Raw genomic sequence first — 19,136 nt, 5'->3', positions numbered from 1 at the left:
GCCCACGCAGGCACCCGGCGCGCTGGGCCGACGACGACCGGGCCCGGGCTCGCCGGCGCAGCCCTGGACGGGAGCGGTCCCGGGGATCGAACCGATCGGCGCCATCACGGTCGGCTCCTCCGGCCATCGAGGCATCCCTGCGCCGAGGTCCGTTGTCCGACGAGGGGACGCGGGCGAAGGTGGTCCATGGTGTCGAATCCCTCGTACGAGCAGTCGAAGCAGGTCGCCGAGGCCAGCCGTGAGACCGAGTGGACCAGGCCGTCGTTCGGCAAGGCGCTCTTCCTCGGCGACTTCCGCCTCGACCTGATCCACCCGCAGTCGGAGCTCGATCCGGCCGCGGTCGAGAAGGGGGAGACGTTCCTCGAGCGTCTCCGCCTGTTCCTCGCCGAGCGCGTCGACCGGCAGCAGATCGAGCGCGAGGCCAAGATCCCCTCGGACGTGATCCAGGGCCTCAAGGACCTGGGCGCCCTCGGCATGAAGATCCCCGAGGAGTACGGGGGGCTCGGGCTCAGTCAGGTCCACTACAACAAGGCGCTGGCCATGGCCGGCACCTGGCACTCCTCCCTCTCGACGCTGCTGTCCGCTCACCAGTCGATCGGCCTGCCCGAGCCGCTGCGCCTGTTCGGCTCCGAGGAGCAGAAGCGCACCTGGCTGCCCAGGCTGGCCACGGACCACATCTCGGCGTTCCTGCTCACCGAGCCGGACGTGGGCTCGGACCCGGCGCGCATGAGCACGACGGCGATCCCGACGGAGGACGGCACGGGCTACCGGATCAACGGCACGAAGCTCTGGGCGACCAACGGCGCCATCGCGGACGTCGTGGTGGTCATGGCCGTCGTCGCCCAGTCCGACGGCCACCGGGGCGGCATCACCGCCTTCATCTGCCCGTACGACCGCGACGGCATCACGGTCGAGCACCGCAACGAGTTCATGGGGCTCAGGGGCATCGAGAACTCGGTGACGCGCTTCGACGACGTCTTCGTCCCGAACTCGGACGTCATCGGCGGCGAGGGCAGGGGTCTGCGGATCGCGCTCACCACGCTCAACACCGGCCGCCTGTCGCTGCCGGCGTTCTGCCTGTCGTCGGTCAAGTACTCCCTCAAGATCGGGCGCGAGTGGGCGGGCGAGCGCACGCAGTGGGGGAGACCCATCGGCCGGCACGACCCGATCGCGCAGAAGCTCGCCTGGCTGGCCGGCACGGCGTTCGGCCTCGAGGCGGTGCTCGACGTGTCCAGTCGCCTGGCGGACGACAAGCGCAACGACATCCGCATCGAGGCCGCGCTCGCGAAGCTCTACGCGTCCGAGCTCGGCTGGATCGCCGTCGACGAGATGGTCCAGATCCGCGGCGGCCGCGCCTACGAGACCGCCGAGTCCCTCGCCCGCCGGGGCGAGAAGCCGGTGCCGGCCGAGCAGATGCTGCGCGACATGCGCATCAACCGCATCTTCGAGGGCTCGACGGAGATCATGCACCTGCTGATCGCCCGTGAGGCCGTCGACCGGCACCTCGAGGTCGCGGGCGACGTGGTGTCCGGCGACCTCGGCCTGGCCGACAGAGCCAGGGCAGCCGCGAAGGCAGGCGTCTTCTACGCCAGGTGGTTCCCGACGCTGACCACGGGCGCCGGTCAGCGTCCCGGTTCCTACTCGGAGTTCGGCGAGCTGGCCGAGCACCTGCGCTACGTCGAGCGCCACGCGCGCAAGCTCGCCCGATCGACGTTCTACGCGATGGGCCGCTACCGGGAGCGCCTCGAGCGCAAGGGCCGGCTGCTGGGGCGGATCGTCGACATCGGCGCCGAGCTCTACGCCATCGCGTGCGCCTGCGTCCACGCCGACACGACCGCCCGCGAGCGGCCCGAGCGCCGGCAGGAGGCCTTCGAACTGGCCGACCTGTTCTGCGGCCAGGCCCGCCGTCGGGCCGACCGGCTGTTCAGGGAGCTGTGGGCCAACGACGACGACCACCAGTACGAGGTCGCCCAGCAGGTGCTCTCCGGCCGCTACGAGTGGTTCGAGGAGGACGTGCTCGACCCGGCGGGCGACGGTCCGATGATGCCGGCGCACACCGAGCCGGCCCTCAGGCGGTTCGAGGAGTCGCCGGACGGTGCGGCACCCCGAGGTGGAGGCCACGGCCGCCCAGTAGGAGGCTGACGGAGCACCCGGCTCCGCTCTCGCGCAGGGTGCCCCGAGGAGGAGCCGGGTGGAGCCGTCATGGCGAGCCGGACCTCGAGGGGTCGGGCACCGGTGCGAGGGGGACGGATGGCCGACTTCCTGCGGGTCACGGTGCAGGACCGGGTCGGGTGGATCGAGTACGACCGCCCGCCGGTCAACGCCTTCCACTGGGAGATGCTCCGGGAGGTCCCGGAGGCGTTGGAGGAGCACCTCGCAGACCCCGCGGTCCGGGTGGTGGTGTTCGGCAGCGCTCTGGACGCCCACTTCAGCGTGGGCGCCGACCTGCGGGTCCTGGCCGACATGGACGACGAGGGCATGCGCCGCTGGGTCGACGTGTGTCACGACCTCGTGCGTTTGATGCGCGCCTCGCCGAAACCCCTCCTGGCGGCCGTCCACGGCACCGCGGTCGGCGGCGGTCTGGAGATGGTGCTGCACTGCGACGTCCGCTTCGCGGCGGGCAGCGCCCGGCTGGGCCAGCCGGAGATCGCCATCGGGTTCATCCCGCCGGTCGGCGCGACGCAGGCGCTGGCCCGTCTGCTGGGCCGGCCGCGGGCGCTGCGCTTCCTCTACGACGGCGCCCTGCTGAGCGCCGATGAGGCCTATGCCATCGGCCTCGTCGACGTCGTGGTGGCCGACGAGCGGCTCCGCGAGGAGGTGCAGGGCTACGCCGAGAGCCTGGCGCGGAAGCCGGCGCGGGCGCTGGCGGCGATCCGGCGCTGCGTCACCGAGGGCGTCGACCTGCCCTTCGACGAGGGCCTGGCCATCGAGCGGGCAGAGGCGGTGGCGCTCGGCGCGACGGCGGACTTCCGCGAGGGGCTGGACGCCTTCCTCGGCAGGCGACCACCCATCTGGACGGGATGACCGGGGGCCCGGGTCGTCGAGGGGACGAGGGCCCCGTGGTCCGCGGGTCCCGCCAACTCGGTCGGCAGCCGGCTGACGCGCTGCGCTCCACAGGCCCCCGCCTGGCGGCCGTCCCCTGTCGATGTGTCGGAGCGGGCCCCGAGTGGGCACGTCGCCGCGGCTGTCCGGCTCCGTACGGTCCCCTAGACTCCGCGCCTGAGTGCCCGAACGACCACCTCGGGAGGTGGGCCCGTGGACGGATGGCCACCCGGCCCGGCCGTCGACCCGCGGTCGGTCCCGACGGCGCATCGGTGACCGGCCGTGCCCACCCCCTCGACCGTGGTACGGCTCGCTGAGCAGCGGCAGCCGTCCGGGACGCCGTCCCCCCGCACCTCCGCACCCCCGTCCCGTGTCGCCGGCGGACCGCCGCGGCGGTAGCAGCTGGAGCGGCCGGCCAGGGGACGACCCGGGGCAGGTCCGACCGATTCCCCCGAGGAGGCCAGATGGGCAAGCCGGCGCTACTGGCCGTCGACGACGACGGTCCGGTGCTGTCCGCGATCGAGCGGGACCTGAGGGAGCGGTACGGCGAGCACTATCAGGTCTACGCGGCCTCCTCCGGTGAGCAGGCGCTGGACCTGATGCGCCGGCTGCGGCTGCGCGAGGACCCGGTGGCCCTCCTCCTGGTCGACCAGCGGATGCCGGGCATGAGCGGCGTGGAGCTGCTGACGGCGAGCCGGAAGGTGTACCCCGACGCCCGGCGCGTGCTCCTGACCGCCTATGCCGACACCGACGCCGCCATCAAGGCGATCAACGACGCCGACGTCCAGCACTACCTGCTCAAGCCCTGGGACCCGCCGGAGGACCGCCTCTACCCGGTGCTGGACGACCTGCTCCAGACCTGGCGCCCGCCGCCTCCTCTCGCGAACCTCCGGCTGATCAGCGACCGCTGGTCGCGGTCCGGCCACGCGCTGCGCGAGTTCCTCGCCCGCAACCTGGTGCCCTACCGCTGGCTCGACGTCGAGTCGGACCGGGAGGCGCGGGAGCTGCTCGACGTGGCGGCGATCGATGCCGGCTCGCTGCCGGCCCTCGTGCTGGACGACGGCGACGTCCTCGTCCAGCCGGATCTGCAGGAGGTCGGCGCGCGGATCGGGCTGCGCGCGCAGGCCCAGCGCGCGGCCTACGACCTCGTCGTCGTGGGGGCCGGGCCGGCCGGCCTGGCCGCCGCCGTGTACGGCGCCTCGGAGGGGCTGTCGACGCTGGTCCTGGAGTGCAACGCCCCCGGCGGGCAGGCGGGTACCACCAGCCGGATCGAGAACTACCTGGGCTTCCCGGTCGGCCTGTCCGGCGCCGACCTGACCCTGCGGGCCCGCGAGCAGGCGGTCCGCTTCGGGGCGGAGATCCTGGTGCCCGCCGAGGTGGTGGGCGTACGCCGGGAGGGGCCCTACACCGTCGTCCGGCCGGCGCACGGGGGCGAGGTCAGCGCCTCCACGCTGATCATCGCCACGGGGGTCGAGTACCGCACCCTGGACGTGCCCGGAGCCGCCGAGCTCGCCGGGCTCGGCGTCTACTACGGCGCCGGTCGGGCCGAGGGTGCCGACCACCGGAACGGCCGGGTCTTCGTGGTCGGGGGCGGCAACTCGGCCGGGCAGGCAGCGGTCTTCCTCTCCCGGTTCGCCGCCTCGGTGACGCTGCTGGTGCGGGGTGGCGACCTCGCCGCCACGATGTCGCACTACCTGGTCGACCGGCTGGCGTCGCGGGAGAACGTCTCCGTGGAGTACCGCACGCAGGTGACCGGCGTGCGGGGCACCCGCCGGCTGGAGGGGCTGCGCCTGCAGTCGGACACCGGTGAGCGCGAGGAGCAGGCGGACGCCCTGTTCGTGTTCATCGGCCAGGAACCCCGCACCGGCTGGTTGGACGGCGTCGTCCGCCGGGACGAGCGGGGGTTCGTGCTCACCGGCATGGACGTCGGCACGTGGGCGCCGGAGTGGCCGCTGGCGACCCCGCCCCTGCCCCTGGAGACCTCCGTGCCGGGGGTGTTCGCCGCAGGGGACGTCCGGCACGGGGCGGGCAACCGGATCGCCGCCGCCGTGGGGGAGGGGGCGATGGCGGTCCGGTTCATGCACCAGCGGCTGGCGACCCGGTGACCGGCGTCGCGGACCGGGACGTGGCGGCGGCGCTGCGCAGCTCCCGCCTGTTCGCGCACCTGCCGGAGGCGGACCTCGCGGAACTGGCCGGGGCCAGTCGCACAGTCGAGCTCGCCGCCGGTGAGGTGCTCATGGCCGAGGGCGCGCCGCCGGAGGCCATGTACGTCGTCCTCAGCGGCGAGCTCGAGGTCAGCCGGGACGTCGGTGGCTCCGAGGTCCTGCTCAACGTGTGCGGCGCGGGCGACCTCGTCGGGGAACTCGGCATCGCACACGGCCGGCCCCGCTCGGCCACCGTGCGGGCCCGGACCCCGACCCGCGTCCAGCGGATCGGGACCGATGCGCTGGACCGGCTGTTCACGCATCCCCAGTCGGCCCGGGCCATGCTGCTGGCGGCCACCCGGCGGCTCGACCGCGAGGAGGGGCTGGTGCGCCAGCACGAGCGGATGGCCGCGCTGGGAGCGCTGTCGGCGGGCCTGCTGCACGAGCTGAACAACCCCGCGAGCGCCGTCCAGCGCGGCGTCGCCCGGCTGCGGGCCCTGCTGTCGGGGGACGGCGGTGCCGACGACCCGCTCCGGCGGCTCGTCGGCGCCGTGCCCGTGCCGGAGGACCCGCTGACGCGGGGCGACGCTGAGCGGGCGCTCGCCGACGTGCTCGCCGCGGCAGGGGTCGACCGGGGCTGGGCGGCCGCTCCGCAACTCGTGGGGCTGGGCGTCGACCCGGCGTCCCTGGCGGAGACACTGGCCGATCTGCCCGTGGACGGTCGCGGTCGGGCGGTGCACGGGCTCGCGCGCTCGGCCGAGGTGCGGTCCCTGCTGCAGGAGGTCTCGGCCGGCGCCGACCAGATCGCCCGGATCGTCGCCGGGGTGCGCCCGCTGGCCTACTCCGCGGACCAGTCGCTCACCGACGTCGACGTGCACGAGAGCCTCGAGCAGGCCGTGGTCCTGCTGCGCCACAAGGTGCCGCCCGGCGTGACGGTGCACCGCGACCTGGACCCGGAGCCCCAGGTCGTCCAGGGCTGGCCGGCGGATCTGGCCCTCGTCTGGACCAACCTCCTCGACAACGCCCTGGCCGCCGTCGATCCGGGAGGGACCGTGACGGTGCGCACCCGCGGGCAGGCCGACGCCGTGGTGGTCGACGTCGACAACACGGGGCCGACCGTGCCGCCGGAGGTGCTCGCCCGGGCCTTCGACGCCTTCTTCACCACCAAGCCGGTGGGGCAGGGCACGGGCCTGGGGCTGGCGACGTCGCTGGCCGTGGTCGCCCAGAAGCACCGCGGCCGGCTCACGCTCACCTCGGAGGACGGCGTCACCCGCGCCCGGGTCGTCCTGCCCCGGCGCCGCTGAACGACCGTCAATCGCGCAGCAGGTCGTCGGCGGCCGCAGCCTCGTCCCCGCGGAACGAGGGCGGCATGTCCGCCCGCGCCTCCTCGAGCAGCCTCCGCCAGTGCGCGGGTCGGGAGGGAGCGGGGAGGCGGGCGAGGTCGAGCGCGGCCCGGAGGCGGGACACCCGGGCGCCCTGGGCGGTCGCGATCCGCAGCGCCTCGGTCAGGTCGGCCACCGCCCGGGCGGCGTCCCCTCCGCGGGCCAGCGTCAGAGCAGCGCGCTGGCGGAGCAGCTCCGGCAGGTGCAGGTCCTCGCCACTCCGCTGCGCCGCCGCGAACGCCTCGGCCAGGTGCGCCTCCGCTCGGTCGACGTCGCCGGCCGCCGCGTCCAGCCGGGCCAGACGGGCCAGGTGGGAGGCGAGGAACGTCAGCCAACCCATGAGCTCCAGGGCCGCCAGGGCCCGCTCGAGATACTCCCGGTCCGGGGGGCCGCCGGGCGTGCCGGTGGCGGCCCAGGCGGCGCCCCACGCCGACCGGAAGGCGAGGCCGTGCTCTTCGCCGATGGCGACGGCCTCCGTCCCCGCCCGTGAGGCCCCGGCGTCGTCCCCGAGGAAGTACCGGATCAAGGCGACGTAGATCTCGACGAAGACGAGGCTGACCGGGCCGCGTGGGGAACCGTCCGCCTCGGCCCGACGGAGGGCCTCCTCCTGCCAGCGCTCCGCCTCGTCGAGCTCACCGCGCGCGGCGCTCACGCCGGCGAGCACGCTCGCCGACACCGAGATCGGGTCGTCGGGCAGCGGCCACAGGAGGGAGACCCGCTGATCGGCGGGACGGGCGGCGAAGCCGGCCTCTGCCCGCTCCAGGTGCGCCTGTGCCGACACGAGGTGGCCTCGGTGGAAGTCGTGGATGCCGGCCAGCACCGCCACCTCCGGCTCGAACGAGGCGAAGGCGGGCTCGCGCACGATCGCGGTGAGCTGGTCGAGCACGCCGCGGGCGGTGGTCAGCCGGCCGCTGGTGAGCCAGTAGGCCCAGATCGCGATCAGTGCGGGGAGCACCTCGGGGCGCCCGAGCCGGGCGGCGAGCTCCTGCGCTCGCCGGTGGTCGGCCTCGACCGCGGGGGAGGCGTAGCCCTGCATCGAGCTGACGGATAGGCCGTGCAGCATCCGGGCGGTGAGCTGGCCCATAGCACGGTCGTCCGACTCGGGCAGGGTCTCCAGCAGCTCGAGGGCCCGCGAGATCAGCTTCGTCGCCTCCGGGTGCGCCCCGCGACCCTGCTCCACCCGGGCGGCCTCGAGGTAGCGGGCAGCGGCCTGTTCGGCTGCTCCGGCCAGGTCCAGGTGCTGGGCGACGAGCGCGGGCTGAGCGCCGCGGGCGGCGAGGGCCTCGGCCACCCGGGCGTGCGTCCGGCGGCGCACGTCGAGCACCTGGGTCTCGTAGGCGGCGTCGCGCATCAGCGCGTGGCGGAACCGGAAGGCGCCCGCTGCGAGGCCGACCGGCTCGACGATCCCGGCGTCGGCCAGCACCGGGAGTTGCTCGGCCACGAGGTCCGCGTCGCCGACGACCGCCGCGACGGTGGCCGGGTCGAAGGTGGGCCCGATCGTGGCGGCGGTCTGGACGACGCGCAGGTCGACCCCGGGCGCCTTGAGCCGCCAGGTGAGCAGCTCCTGCAGCCGCAGCGGGATGGGGTCGGGATGCCGGGCGTCGATGCGGGAGCGGGTCAGCTCCTCGATGAAGAGCGGGATCCCCTCGGCGTGCTCGATGATGGCTGCCCGTGCTCCGCCGTCCAGGCGCTGCCCGGCCGCGAGGTTGTCGACCAACCGGTGGGCGGCTGGCCCGTCGAGCCGCCCGAGCTCTACCACGCCCACGGCGTCCCGCCACGGGACGACGGAGGCGTCCCGCACGGTGGCCACCGTGAGGAGGCCCGCGGGGTGGCGCTCGGCTACACGCTCCAGCAGCCCGAGGGTGGAGGAATCGGCCCAGTGCAGGTCCTCGACGACGAACAGGTGTGGCCTGCGTCCGGCGCCCGCGGCGAGCCAGTCCACGAGCAGGTCGAGGGTCTGGTCGAGGACGGCGCTCGGGTCCAGCTCGGGCGCCGGGTACTCGGCCGTCGCGGGGACCCCGATCAGCGGGCCGAGGAAGGGAACCGCCCGCGCCGGGTCCACGCCGAGGGCATCGAGGTTGCTGACGAGCCAGCCGAGCCGGTCGGTGTCCTCACCGGACCTGCCCATCAGGCGCTCGAGCAGCCGGGCGATCGGCCACAGCGAGACGTTGGCGTAGTAGGGCAGGCACGCCGCACCGAGCACCCGGCCGCCGCTGGCCTCGACCCGGTCGAGGACCTCCGCGACCAGGCGGGACTTGCCGATGCCCGCCTCGCCGGCGACGAGGAAGGTGGCGGCAGTCGGCGCGGTGCCCTGTCGCACGGCGTCCCACGCCGCGAGCAGCCGGGTCCGTTGTTCGTCCCGGCCGACGAGCCCGGCCTTGCGGTACCGCTCGGCCTGGAACCGGGCCGCGGCGTAGCGGGGGCGGTCCACGGCGAAGACCTCGACCGGGCGGCTGATCCCCTTGAGCCGGCGCTCGCCGAGCGAGTGCAGGAAGAAGTCGGCGTCCACCAGCTGCTGGGTGACGTCGCTGATCACCACCGTGCCCGGGTCGGCCGCCTGCTGGATCCGTGCGGCGAGGTTGGGCACCAGGCCGACGATCGAGTCCCGCTCGGCGACGGCGCCGTCGTCGCTCAGGTCGGTGACCACCACCCGGCCGGTGTGCAACCCGACCCGGACCTCGGGGGCGACGCCGAAGCGGCGGTCGAGCTCGGCGCGGGCGTCACGCATCGCCGTCACCAGGTCCAGGCCGGCGAGCACGGCGCGGCGGGCGTCGTCCTCGTGCGGCTCGGGGTGCCCGAAGCCGGCGAGGATGCCGTCGCCGGAATAGTGCATGAGGTGGCCGCCGTAGCGGTGTACCGCCTCCCGGGCCGCCGCGCGGTAGACGGCGAACAGGTCGCGCAGCTGCTCGGGCTCGACCTGCTCGGACAGGACCGTGGGGCCGACCAGGTCGCTGAACAGCAGCGTCATGAGGGCCCGCTCCCCGGAGGGGTGGAGCTGGCGGGCCGCGACCTGCTTCAGGACGAGGGCGGCACGTCGGTTGTCGGGGTCGACGGCGCGCACCTCCTCGGCCGTGGCACGGGCCGGCTCGAGGTCGCCTGCTGCCAGGGACGCCTCGGCGCCGGTCAGCAGTCGTTCGAGGAGGCGGGCGAGCCTCGTCTCGGCCGAGAGTGCGAGCCCGGTCACGGCTCAGGCCCGTTGTCTCGGGACCGATGGGGTCATGGGGGAGCCCGCCTCGCTGTCGGGTCACCGGCGATCCACGCCGTGCGCGTCTCGTGCATGCCGGTGGAGCAGATCTGGTCGAGCACTACCCGTGGGAGGTGGCCGTACGTAGAGGCGAAGGTCCCGAGGCGCGGACGGCGCCCCCGGCACGGGCCGCGAGGCGGCGGATCGCTCCTCGCTGGAGGGCCGATCACCACGTGGTCACCCACGCGGTCGTGACCTGGACCGCAGCATCAGCGGGACGCCACCGGACGAGACGCCTCGGAGGTCTCCGACACCTCAGGCCGGGGTGTCGTGGCCCGATGAGGGCGTCATCGGTCCAGGAGGAGATCGGCGCGCGCCGTCTCGTCCGTGACGAACGAGGGCGGCATGTCCGCCCGCGCCTCCGCGAGGAGGATCCGCCAGTGTTCCGGCCGGGAAGGTGCAGGGAGGCGGGCGAGGTCGAGCGCGGCCCGGAGGCGGGACACCCGGGCGCCTTGGGCGGTCGCGATCCGTACCGCCTCGGTCAGGTCGGCCACGGCCACGCCGGCATCCCCTCCTCGGGCCAGCCTGAGAGCGGCGCGCTGGCGGAGCAGTTCGGGCAGGTGCAGGTCCTCGCCGGTCCGAAACACCGCCGCGAAGGCCTCGGCCAGGTGCTCCTCCGCCTGGTCGACCTCGCCGGCCGCCGCGTCCAGCCGGGCCAGGTGGGCCAGGTGGAAGGCGAGGAAGCTCTGCCAACCCATGAGCTCCAGGGCCGCCAGGGCACGCTCGAGGAACTGCCGGTCCGGTGCGCCGCCGGGCGTGCCGGTGGCGGCATAGGTGGCGCCGATCGCCGACCAGAAGGCGAGGCCGTGTTCCTCGCCGATGGCGACGGCCGCTGCGCCCGCCCGTGCGGCCGCGGCGTCGTCCCCGAGGAAGTACCGGATCAGGGCGACGTAGATGTTGACGTAGGCGAGGCTGACCGGACCGCGCGGTGAGCCGACCGCCGCGGCCCGTCGCAGGGCCTCCTGCTCCCAGCGCTCCGCCTCGTCGAGCTCACCGCGCGCGGCGCTCACGCTGGCGAGCACGCTCGCCGACACCGCTGTCGGGTCGTCGGGCAGCGGCCACAGCGGTGAGACCCGCTGCTCGGCGGGGCGGGCGGCGAAGCCGGCCTCTGCCCGCTCCAGGTGCGCCTGTGCCGACACGAGGTGGCCTCGGTGGAAGTCGTGGATGCCGGCCAGCACCGCCACCTCCGGCTCGAACGAGGCGAAGGCGGGCTCGCGGACCATCGCGGTGAGCTGGTCGAGCACGCCGCGGGCCGTGGTCAGCCGGCCGCTGGTGAACCAGTACAACCAGAGCGCGATCAGCGCGGGGAGCACCTCGGGGCGCCCGAGCCGGGCGGCGAGCTCCTGAGCCCGCCGGTGGTCGGCCTCGACGTCGGGGGAGGCGTAGCCCTGCACCGAGTTGACGGAGAGGCCGCGCAGCATCCGGGCGGTGAGCTCCTCCAGGTCACGGTCGTCGGACTCGGGCAGGGTCTGCAGCAGCTCCAGGGCCCGCGAGAGCAGCTTCGTCGCCTCGGGGTGGGCGCCGCGGGCCTGCTCGGCCTGTGCGGCGTCGCGGTAGCGGTCGGCGGCACGGTCGGCCGCGCCGGCCAGGTCCAGGTGCTGGGCGACCAGCGCCGGCTCCGCGCCGCGCGCGGCCAGGGCCTCGGCCACCCGGGCGTGCGTCCGGCGGCGCACGTCGAGCACCTGGGTCTCGTAGGCGGCGTCGCGCATCAGCGCGTGGCGGAAGCGGTAGGTGCCCGTTGCGAGGCCGGCCGGCTCGACGATGCCGGCGTCGGCCAGCACCGGGAGTTGCTCGGCCACGAGGTCCGCGTCGCCGACCGCCGCCGCGACGGTCGCCGGGTCGAAGGTGGGCCCGATCGTGGCGGCGGTCTGGACGACGCGCAGGTCGACCCCGGGCGCCTTGAGCCGCCAGGTGAGCAGCTCCTGCAGCCGCAGCGGGATCGGCTCGCTCCGTCTCGCGTCGAGACCGGAGCGGGTCAGCTCCTCGATGAACAGCGGGATGCCCTCGGCGTGGTCGACGATCGCGGACCGCACTCCTGCGTCGAGGTCCCGGCCGGCCGTCAGGTTGCCGACCAGCCGGTCGGCGGCCCGGTCGTCGAGCCGGCCGAGCGGGAGCACGTCCACGGCGTCGCGCCACGGGACTGCGGCGTCGTCCCGGCTGGTGGCGACCGTCAGCAGGCCCGCCGGCCGCCGCACGGCGATGCGGCCCAGCAGGTCGACGGTGGAGGGGTCGGCCCAGTGCAGGTCCTCGGCCACGAACAGGTGCGGGCGGCGGGCGGCGGCCGCGGCCATCCAGTCGACGAGCCGGTCGAGGGTCTCGTCGAGGACCGCGCCCGGGTCCAGCTCGGGCGCCGGGTACTCGGGCGTCGGCGCGAGCCCGGCCAGGGGGCCGATCAGCGGGACGACGACCGCCGGGTCCAACCCCAGGGACTCGAGGTGCGCGACCAGCGGGCGCAGCCGGTCCCCGCCCTCGCCCGCCCGGCTCACCAGGCGCTCGATCATCCGCGCGATCGGCCAGAGCGAGACGTTGGCGTGGTAGGGCAGGCAGGCGGCGCCGAGCACCCGGCCGCCGCTGGCCTCCACCCGGTCGATGACCTCCGCCACCAGCCGGGACTTGCCGATCCCCGGCTCGCCGACGACGAGGAACGCGGCGCCGGCACCGCTCCCGCTCTCCTGCCGCACGGCGTCCCACGCCTCCAGCAGGCGGGCGCGAGGCTCGTCCCGGCCGACGAGCCCGGCCTTGCGGTACCGCTCGGACTGGAACCGGGCCGCGGCGTAGCGGGGCCGGTCGACGCGGAACACCTCGACGGGGCGGCTGATGCCCGTGAGCCCACGCTCACCCAGCGACTGCAGGTAGAAGTCGGCGTCGACCAGCTGCTGGGTGACGTCGCTGATCACCACGGTGCCCGGGTCCGCGGTCTGCTGGACCCGCGCGGCGAGGGTGGGTATCAGGCCGACGACGGAGTCCCGCTCGGCGACCGCGCCGTCCTCGACCAGGTCGGTGACCACCACCCGGCCGGTGTGAATCCCCACCCGGACCTCGAGGGCCACGCCGAACCGGTCGGTCAGCCGCGCCCGGGCGTCGTGCAGCGCCACCACCAGGTCCAGGCCCGCGAGCACCGCCCGCCGGGCGTCGTCCTCGTGGGGGACGGGGTGCCCGAACCCGGCGAGGATGCCGTCGCCGGAGTAGTGCATGAGGGTGCCGCCGTAGCGGTGTACCGCCTCGTGGGCGGCCGCGCGGTAGACGGCGAACAGGTCCCGCAGCTGCTCGGGCTCCACCCGCTCGGACAGCAGCGTGGACCCGACCAGGTCGGAGAACAGCAGGGTCATGAGGGCCCGCTCGCCGGCCGGGCCGACCTGGCGGCCGGCCACCCGCTGCAGGATGCGGGCGGCGCGCCGGTTGTCGGGATCGACGGCGCGCACCTCCTCGGCCGTGGCACGGGCCGGCTCGAGGTCGCCCGCTGCCAGGGACGCCTCGGCGCCGGTCAGCAGTCGTTCGAGGAGGCGGGCGAGCCTCGTCTCGGCCGGGAGCGCGAGCCCGGTCACGGCCTCGCTCCCGGGTCTGTCGGGACCGGTGGAATCATGCGGAGCCCTGCCTCGCTGTCCCGGCACCGGTCGTGGCGCCCGCGCCCGTGCCCTGCGCGTCGATCGGCTCGTCGACGGAGCTCCCCATGATGTCCCGGCCAGGTCGAGGGGAGCCACCGTCCGCCGACGCGGGCGGCTCCCTGTTCCCATGCCATCCGCCGGGGTCTGGTCCGTTTCGAGCGCCCCCCGAGCCGCTGGAACGGATGTGCACTGCTCATCGAGCAGTCCCATGGTGGGTCGGTCGGACGGAGAAGCCAAGGTCCCGAGGCGCGGCCGTGCACCCGTCACCGACGTCGAGGGGCGGGCCTCGGCACTGCTCGAGTCGTCCGCCGGGGGGTGGCCGCCCCGCCGACGACGGGCTGCGACGCCGCGGCCCAGGAACGCTCCTGGGCCTCAGTCGACCGTGCCCGACGCTGGGGGCGGGGCTCCGGTCGACGGTCCCTGCGGGGGGAGCGGCTCCGCTGCCTCGACTCCTGCGCTCTCCGCTCCGGGCGTGCGGGGTGCTGTCGCCGGTCGAGCCCGGGCCGCTGCCGCGTCGGCAACTGCTCGGTCCCGCGCCTCTTCCGCTCGCAGGCGGTCCCGTCGACTCTCCTCGGCACGGCGCTCGGCGCGCTCGGCGCGGGCCTCGTGCACTCTCGCCCGCTCCGTCGCGGCATCGGCTCGGGTCGCCGCCGCCTGGACGCGGCCCTCCGCGGCCGTGACCTCCAGCCGGGCGGCCGCCTCCGCCTGCTCTGCGCGGCTGACCGCCCGCGCCGCGTCTGCTCGTACGCGTTCGGTCTCCGCACGGGCCGCGCGTTCGGCCTCCAGCGCCCGGTCGCGCGCCGCCTCCGCGGACGTCGCCCGCTCCTGTGCCGACGCGGCGTCCGCGAGCGCGCGGTCCCGTGCTTCCGCTGCCCGTGCCGTCTCGCTGCGGGCCGACTCGGCGTCGTGCACGGCCGCGTCGCGTCGTCCGTCGGCGTCCCGTCGTCCCGCCTCCGCCTGGGCTGCGGCCGCTCCGGCAGCGTCCGCGTCGGCGCGCGCCTGCTCCGCGGCAGCCTGCGCAGCATCGGCGGCCTCCCGGGCGGTGGCTGCCCGGTCCCGGGCCGTGGCGGCCTCGTCCCGGGCGCCGGCTGCGTCAGCCTCGGCCCTCGCCGCGACCTCGAGCGCGTCCCGCGTCGCCTTCTCGGCGACAGCGCGCAGCCGGTCGGCCCGGGACGCGCGCTGGTCGGCCTCGGCGATCTCCCGACGTGCGTCGGTGCGCACGGCCGCCCGCTCCACCTCCAGCAGCTCCGCGTCGGCGGCCCCGGTCAGTGCTTCGCGGGCTCGGCCCACCTGCTCCTCGATGGCCGCCAGGGTCTGGCGGAGCCGGTCGGCGACCTCGGTCAGCGTCTCAGCGGTCGGTGCTCCCGACTGACGGGCGACGGGCGTCTCCGGCGCGGCGGGTACGCGCCCGGCCGCCTCCGCCCGGCGGGCGGCGAAGGCGGTCGTCCGGTTGTGGTCCGGGCGGGAGCAGTACGACGAGCGCCCCCCGGTCGTCGGGGGCGGGGCCACGGGCCGGTCGCAGTCCGGATAGGCGCAGGTCGTCGTGCCCTCGGTCATGGCGCCCAGTCTGCGCCCGTCCGTCTGTCACGACAAAGGCAACAGACGAACGAACGAGCGCTGCGATCGCCAGCCGGGCCCGTAACGCTCCATAATCAACTGTTATGGAGTTCTATGGAGACGGTGGCGATCCGGTCGACGAGCTCGTGGCCGTGGGGGCCGCGCCCACCCAGGCCGGACCGGGGACGCCCGTCATCGGCGCCGCCGAGGGTGGCCTGGTGCTCCCCGGGGACGTGGAGGCGGTGGGGCGCTACCTCACCGCGGCGAAGACCGAGTCGACCCGGAAGGCCTACGACGCGGATTTCCGCGCATGGTCCGCCTGGGCACAGCAGCGCGGCTTCGCCCCGCTGCCCGCGGCCGACGCCGCGGTGGCGACCTATCTGGCGGCGCTCGGGGACGCGGGGGCGAGCCCTCGCACGATCGCCCGCCGCCTGTCCGGCATCGGGCACGCGCACCGCGAGGCCGGATACCCGAGTCCGTCCGAGCACCCCGGCACGCGGGAGGTCCTCCGGGGTGTCCGGCGGACCGCGGCCCGTGACGGCCGGCGTCCGAAGAAGGCTCGGGCGCTCGACACCCAGACGATCCGTGCGCTGGTCGAGGACCTCCCGGCCGGGGTCGCCGGCCTGCGTGATCGGGCCCTCATCCTCACCTCCTTCGCCCTGGGTCTCCGGGCCTCGGAGGTCTGCGGGTTGGACGTGAGCGACCTGAGCCCGTCGGGGCACGGCGGCCTGGACGTCACCATCCGGTGGTCGAAGACCGACCAGGAGGGCGCCGGTGAGGTGCTGGCCCTGGCGCCTGGGGTGCGGGCGCGGACGTGCCCGGTCCGCGCGCTGCGGGCGTGGGTCGATGCGGCAGACCTCGGCGGCTCGGGGCCGCTGTTCCGCAGCGTCGGGCGGGGCGCTCGGCCCCGGATCGGCCGGACGCGGATGGCCCGGTCGTCGGTGCGGCTCGTCCTGCGTCGTGCCGCCGAGCGTGCCGGCGTCCCGCTCGAGGGTCTGAGCCCGCACAGCCTGCGTCGGTCGTTCGCGACCGAGGGGTACCGGGCCGGCGTCAGCGAGCGTGAACTGGCCCGGACGGGCAGGTGGGCCTCGATGACCACCATGCGGGGATACGACTCCAGCAGCCGCTGGGCGGATCCGGCATCCGCTCGGCTCGGTCTGTGAGCGGACCCGGTCGAGCCCGCCACAGGACTGAGGGCGGCTGCGTTCGAGCCGATGCCTCGCCTGCTGACCGCCCTGACCGTGGTGGGGGACCACTGCAGTGCCCCGCCACGGGGGAACGGGCTCCGCACGCATGCCAGGGAGGTCCGCCACCGTCGCCCCGGGTGTCACCGGGCCGTGGTGCTCGAGTGCCCTCCCGGCAGCATCGCCGACCTGTGTCCGTCTGGAGGACACGGCTCAGGTGCTCGGGCCTCCGGGTCTGCGGTGGCCGGTGCGTCATCCCTCGCCCGGGAAGGGTGGCGCGGTGTCCGCCACGACCGCCCCCCGCTCACCCAGCGGCTGGTCGGGCCCGACCGTCGAGTCACGGGCCGTCTGACGCTCCGTCTCGGCATTGACAGCCGCGCCCACGATGACCAGGAAGACCGTCGTCCACAACCAGAACATGCTGATCGCCACCCCGGCGAGGGACCCGTACGTCGACTGGTAGCTGCCGAGGCGATCGACGTAGGCGAAGAGCCCCGCCGTCGTGGCCAACCAGAGCAGCGTCGCGATGGCCGAGCCTCCGGTGATCCACCGCCAGCGGGCCTCCTTCCGGTCGGGCGCGTACCGGTACAGGACGGCGAGCACCGCGGTCACGAGGACGGCGAGTGCCGCCCAGGACGACACGGGCAGGACGACGCGGATCGGTCCGGAGACCTCGGCCAGCGCCCGGGAGACCGCGCCGGCCGCGGCGATCACGGCGCCCAGGAGGAGGGCCCCGCCCAGCACGAACACGAGCGCGAGTCCACTGCGACGCAGGAACCCTCGGGTCTCGGTCTCGTGGTAGGCGAGGGTCAACCCGTCGATGAGGTAGGTCATGGCGGTCGCCGCCGTCCACAGAGCCACCACGAGGCCGGTGAGGCCGCGCCACGTGAGCACCTGGGTGGAGGCGGCCGTGATCGTCGTGAGCTGGTCGGCCACCACCGACTGGAGGTCGGCGGGGAGCACCCCCGCCACGCTCGACAGCTGCTCGAGCGCCTGCTCCGGCGTGTTGACGGCCCCGTAGACCGATATCGCCGTCACCAGCACCGGGGCGATCGACAAGACGGCGAAGAAGGCCACGCCCGCGCTCTGCACCATGAGGCGGTCGCTCAGCACGTGTCCCGCGACGCGCCGGAGGATGCGGCGCCAGCCCGAGGCGGTGATCTTGCGGGGCGAGTCCGCGTCGCTCGCCTGTGGACCGTCTCCTCGGTCTGCTGTCCGCGGAGGGTGCCCGTCGTCCCGAGCCCAGGTCATGGCCCATCTCACCTGCGGCCGGGACGGGCCGCAAACTCCGCTGTCCGGTCGCGGAGGAAGTGGCACGAGGGCGGGCGGGCTGCGGGGCAGCGCAGACCCGGGTGCCGCGATGGTCAGCGTGCCCCGGCCGCGCCGGGCGGCATGCGCGGCCACGTCCCGCGGGGCGCTTTCGGGACCCGGCGTCAGGTCGTGCGCCACCTCCCGGACCCGTCGTGCTGTGGCGGCCTCGTCAGGGTCCTCGTCGAGCCGACGTCCGGACCCTCAGGAACTCACGGGCCCCACCCCATCGCGCTCGGGTCGCTCTCCTCGCCGAGTGACCACCAGGCGAGCTGTCCGGGTGCCAGGGTCAGGTAGGCGAACCCGGTCTGGCCCGGCAGCCGCGCCATGAGCGTCACGAACTGATTGCTCGCGCGGGCGGTCGCGATCTCCTCGGCGCGACTCGCGAGGTCGACGGAGTCGTCCAGCTCCCACACGAGGTCCGTCCCGGCCATCCTCAGCACCTGTGCCATGTCCCTCAGCACATCACTCGCGGATCCGGATGAGCCACCCGACCGGCGGAGCACTCCCTCTGCCGGCACCGTGCGCCGCCCGATCCGGCTGCGCCCGGTTCGCGGAGCCTCCGCAGCCGCTCGCTGGTCCGGCGGCGGTGGCGAGCACCGTGCCGGGCCTCGACGATCCGCCGCAGCGCGACGCGCCGCATCACCGCGGACCATCCGTCCGCCCCGGGAGGGTCCTCACGCCCGCGGCGGGCGGACGGACGGCGGCTCGGCCGGTCGCGGGGGTCCCGATGAGCGTAGGTTGACCAGTGATGCCGGTTCGGCGTCATGCCCCTCCGCTGCCGGAGGGAGATCGGCGGTCCCCTTCGATGGGACTCACCAGCACACGGACGTCTCCTCGACTCGCAGTGGTCCGGTCGTGACGACCATTCGAGTCACCCGCCGACCGCGGATCCCCTCGGCGGGCGTCGAGAACGCAGCGCCTCGGCCAGCACTCGCTCCGGCCGACGGCGCCGAGGGGGCTCGATCCGCCTCGCTCTCATCGACCCACCAGCCGCACGTACCAGGTTGGACGGCGCGTGGTGGCCGCGAACGCGGGACCTGACCCAGGAGTTGTCTGCGCTGGTCGAGGAGCTGCATCGTCGGGGGATCAGGATCACGCGCGTGGCTTTCAACCCCGACGCCTGGGAGCCCGGGCCGCGGCGGCTGCACGCGGACGGCCGGACCATCCGCCTCGGCTGGTTTCGCAACCTCGACCGGCAGCTGCTGAACATGACCGGTGACCCGAGCCGCGGCCGGCTGGACCTCCTCGTGGTACCCCCGGACACGACGGCGGCCGCCGCAGGGCACGCCTTCTCGGCGGCCACCGACCGGGCCAACCGGCAGGCACCCACCGAGCTGCTCGACACGCTCAGCGCCGCCGGTCCGCCGATGCCACCGTCACGGGTCTCCGCCGACCAGCCCGACACCGAGGACACCGCGACCGGGCACTCCGGGAGCGGCCACCTGTACCGCTGACGCCGGCCCAACGACGCCACCCGACCACGGCGCCGGGACGCCTTGCCTTCTGCCACCACTCCTCCGGCACTGGCGACGGCCAACAGGTCCCTCGACGAGGGACCACCGGTCCGGTCCGGTCCGTCGTCAGGCAGGGCTCGGGCACGACGCCGGCCACGAGCGGTCGCACGCACCAGCTGCGTCCGCTACCCGGTGCGCGGCAGCCCTGGGAAC

Annotated in this window: 11 protein-coding genes; 6 read left to right on the top strand and 5 right to left on the bottom strand. The window is 75.0% G+C overall.

The window, feature by feature from the left end; genetic code table 11:
• Nucleotides 1-189 precede the first annotated feature (189 nt).
• From BLW63_RS00300 to BLW63_RS00285, 4 genes are all read left to right on the top strand, one after another.
• Nucleotides 190-2,142, top strand: coding sequence for an acyl-CoA dehydrogenase family protein (locus BLW63_RS00300; RefSeq protein WP_211516942.1), 1,953 nt, complete (start codon nt 190-192; stop codon nt 2,140-2,142).
• A 108-nt stretch (nt 2,143-2,250) separates the two neighbouring features.
• Nucleotides 2,251-3,024, top strand: coding sequence for an enoyl-CoA hydratase/isomerase family protein (locus BLW63_RS00295; protein ID WP_170856566.1), 774 nt, complete (start codon nt 2,251-2,253; stop codon nt 3,022-3,024).
• Nucleotides 3,025-3,506: 482 nt separating this feature from the next.
• A complete protein-coding gene (locus tag BLW63_RS00290; RefSeq protein ID WP_091150286.1) occupies nt 3,507-5,147 on the top strand; it encodes an FAD-dependent oxidoreductase in 1,641 nt (546 codons plus the stop codon).
• Nucleotides 5,144-6,490: a sensor histidine kinase gene (locus BLW63_RS00285; RefSeq protein ID WP_091150284.1), complete on the top strand. Its 1,347-nt coding sequence runs from the start codon at nt 5,144-5,146 to the stop codon at nt 6,488-6,490. The genes BLW63_RS00290 and BLW63_RS00285 overlap by 4 nt, the downstream gene beginning before the upstream one ends.
• 7 nt (nt 6,491-6,497) lie before the next feature.
• On the opposite strand, the gene BLW63_RS00280 is transcribed toward BLW63_RS00285, so the two are convergent.
• From BLW63_RS00280 to BLW63_RS00270, 3 genes are all read right to left on the bottom strand, one after another.
• Entirely contained in the window at nt 6,498-9,752 is a 3,255-nt protein-coding gene (locus BLW63_RS00280; protein WP_091150282.1) for an ATP-binding protein, read from the bottom strand.
• A 347-nt stretch (nt 9,753-10,099) separates the two neighbouring features.
• Nucleotides 10,100-13,357 carry an ATP-binding protein gene (locus tag BLW63_RS00275; RefSeq protein ID WP_170856565.1) on the bottom strand — a complete coding sequence of 1,086 codons (3,258 nt, stop codon included), beginning with the start codon at nt 13,355-13,357 and terminating at the stop codon, nt 10,100-10,102.
• A 432-nt stretch (nt 13,358-13,789) separates the two neighbouring features.
• Complete coding sequence (locus BLW63_RS00270) at nt 13,790-14,974, bottom strand: hypothetical protein (protein WP_091150278.1); 1,185 nt, start codon at nt 14,972-14,974, stop codon at nt 13,790-13,792.
• Between the two features lie 104 nt (nt 14,975-15,078).
• Here BLW63_RS00270 and BLW63_RS00265 point away from each other — a divergent pair, with 104 nt between their 5' ends.
• The gene (locus BLW63_RS00265; RefSeq protein ID WP_091150276.1) at nt 15,079-16,137 is read left to right on the top strand and encodes a site-specific integrase; all 1,059 of its coding nucleotides are present in this window, start codon (nt 15,079-15,081) and stop codon (nt 16,135-16,137) included.
• A gap of 273 nt (nt 16,138-16,410) precedes the next feature.
• Here BLW63_RS00265 and BLW63_RS00260 read toward each other — a convergent pair whose 3' ends face one another.
• Nucleotides 16,411-17,271, bottom strand: a complete 861-nt coding sequence (locus BLW63_RS00260; protein ID WP_244522254.1) for a YihY/virulence factor BrkB family protein — start codon at nt 17,269-17,271, stop codon at nt 16,411-16,413.
• Nucleotides 17,272-17,678: 407 nt separating this feature from the next.
• Complete coding sequence (locus BLW63_RS00255; protein ID WP_139263439.1) at nt 17,679-17,918, bottom strand: hypothetical protein; 240 nt, start codon at nt 17,916-17,918, stop codon at nt 17,679-17,681.
• 315 nt (nt 17,919-18,233) lie between these two features.
• Between BLW63_RS00255 and BLW63_RS27645 the strand changes: the two genes are divergently transcribed.
• The gene (locus BLW63_RS27645; protein ID WP_244522253.1) at nt 18,234-18,923 is read left to right on the top strand and encodes a DUF5994 family protein; all 690 of its coding nucleotides are present in this window, start codon (nt 18,234-18,236) and stop codon (nt 18,921-18,923) included.
• Nucleotides 18,924-19,136: the final 213 nt, after the last annotated feature.

Origin of the sequence: Geodermatophilus africanus, from assembly GCF_900107105.1 — a bacterium.
Taxonomy (GTDB): Bacteria; Actinomycetota; Actinomycetes; order Mycobacteriales; family Geodermatophilaceae; genus Geodermatophilus; species Geodermatophilus africanus.
Note: the sequence above shows the minus strand (reverse complement) of the source record. Positions and strands in the feature narration are given on the sequence as shown.

Excerpts from the sequence above, each read along its gene's own strand:
- BLW63_RS00295 (WP_170856566.1), top strand. The coding sequence starts at position 2,251 with ATGGCCGACTTCCTGCGGGTCACGGTGCAGGACCGGGTCGGGTGGATC.
- BLW63_RS00290 (WP_091150286.1), top strand. The coding sequence starts at position 3,507 with ATGGGCAAGCCGGCGCTACTGGCCGTCGACGACGACGGTCCGGTGCTG.
- BLW63_RS00270 (WP_091150278.1), bottom strand. The coding sequence starts at position 14,974 with ATGACCGAGGGCACGACGACCTGCGCCTATCCGGACTGCGACCGGCCC.
- BLW63_RS00265 (WP_091150276.1), top strand. The coding sequence starts at position 15,079 with ATGGAGTTCTATGGAGACGGTGGCGATCCGGTCGACGAGCTCGTGGCC.
- BLW63_RS00255 (WP_139263439.1), bottom strand. The coding sequence starts at position 17,918 with ATGGCACAGGTGCTGAGGATGGCCGGGACGGACCTCGTGTGGGAGCTG.
- BLW63_RS27645 (WP_244522253.1), top strand. The coding sequence starts at position 18,234 with ATGCCCCTCCGCTGCCGGAGGGAGATCGGCGGTCCCCTTCGATGGGAC.